Annotated in this window: 1 pseudogene; it reads left to right on the top strand. The window is 59.2% G+C overall.

The window, feature by feature from the left end:
• Nucleotides 1-115: 115 nt before the first annotated feature.
• A pseudogene (gene istA, locus HZR81_RS23630) lies at nt 116-975 on the top strand (IS21-like element ISPst3 family transposase); the annotation flags it as partial.

Here is a 975-nt window from a genome sequence, read left to right as displayed (position 1 = left end):
TGTTGCCGCTGACCGAAAACTGACCCAGTAGAGGCTGTTCTGCCGACTGAAAACTGACCCAGGTGTTCAACTGCTTCTGCTCAATTTTTGAGCAGGAGAACACAGGGTGATCAGTATGGAAATGATGGGCAAAATCCGCCGGATGTATTTCCGCGACAAGCTGTCGCTGCATGAGATAGCCAAGCGCACCGGGTTGGCGCGCAACACGATTCGCAAGTGGGTCAGAGCACCTGAGGCCAAGCAGCCGGTGTACCAACGCCGCGCGATCTTTAACAAACTCAGCCCTTTTCACGCCACGCTAGAGCAGGCGCTAAAAGCCGATTCGCTGCGCCCCAAGCAACAGCGGCGCAGTGCCAAGGCGCTGTTGGCGCAAATCAAAGCCGATGGTTATGACGGTGGCTACAGCCAGCTCACCGCGTTTATCCGTGCCTGGCGAGGGGGACAGGGCAAGGCGTCGCAGGCCTTTGTGCCGCTGACCTTTGCTCTTGGCGAGGCGTTTCAGTTTGACTGGAGCGAGGAAGGCTTGCTGGTCGGCGGCATTTACCGGCGTATGCAGGTGGCACATCTGAAGCTGTGTGCCAGCCGTGCGTTCTGGCTTGTGGCGTATCCGAGCCAGGGCCATGAGATGTTATTTGACGCCCATACACGCTCGTTCGGCTCCTTGGGCGGCGTGCCGCGCCGGGGCATCTACGACAACATGAAGACCGCCGTCGACAGGGTCAATAAGGGCAAAGGCCGGGCGGTGAATGCGCGCTTTGCGGTGATGTGCGCGCATTACCTGTTCGATCCGGACTTCTGCAACGTCGCCGCTGGTTGGGAAAAGGGCATCGTTGAAAAGAACGTGCAAGACAGCCGCAGGCGTATCTGGCTAGACGCCCAGGACTGCCAGTTTCACTCCTTCGAGGAACTCAATGCCTGGCTGGGCCAGCGCTGCCGCGCGCTTTGGAACGAGCTGACGCACCCTCAATACAGCGG

Source organism: Pseudomonas sp. LM13 (assembly GCF_041381355.1).
GTDB lineage: Bacteria > Pseudomonadota > Gammaproteobacteria > Pseudomonadales > Pseudomonadaceae > Stutzerimonas > Stutzerimonas frequens.
Note: the sequence above shows the minus strand (reverse complement) of the source record. Positions and strands in the feature narration are given on the sequence as shown.